The sequence below is a fragment of the Vibrio sp. VP6 genome (genome assembly GCF_028823755.1).
GTDB lineage: Bacteria > Pseudomonadota > Gammaproteobacteria > Enterobacterales > Vibrionaceae > Vibrio > Vibrio parahaemolyticus.
In genome coordinates, this window is the sequence record NZ_JAPEID010000205.1 from 1 (window position 1) to 520 (window position 520).

The window sequence follows — 520 nt, forward strand, 5'->3', positions numbered from 1 at the left end:
TAACTCTCCAGCAGTGCTATTGCTCTGCTCGTAAGATGCTTGGTCTGGGTTGCTCAATGCCGCTTTGGCTTGAGCGAGGCGTTGCTCCGCATCCCGTAGTTCATCACTGTCCGATTGCTTTGAGCTGGATGACGAACGTAAAGATGCCTCATCGATGCGCACGTTCATCCCTGAGTAAATCGCCTCATTAAGCAACTTCTGTTTCGCTTCGAGTTGCGCGATACGTTGCTTTTGTTGCGCGGCCATCTCTGGCGTTACGGTTGGCACGCTAGGGGTAACGTTGCCAGTTGGAATGGGCGTTGGCACCACCGCTTTCGGGGCGGGGGTATTGGGCTTTTGCGCCAATACCGAATCGAGCGCCGCTTGCTTGGTGGTCATGGACGTATTGATTTCCGTGGGCGTTGGCGCGCTCACTTTATCTTTATTGCGCTGGCCTTTTTGCATGATGACGCCAACCACGATGATGGTCATCAATACCCCCAATCCAATGACGGTCCACTTCACGCCCTTTTTGATGTGA

The 520-nt window shown here is 53.5% G+C and carries 1 pseudogene; it reads right to left on the reverse strand.

Annotation, left to right across the window (positions count from 1 at the left end):
- Positions 1-520, reverse strand: a pseudogene (locus tag OU793_RS24895) (hypothetical protein); the annotation flags it as partial.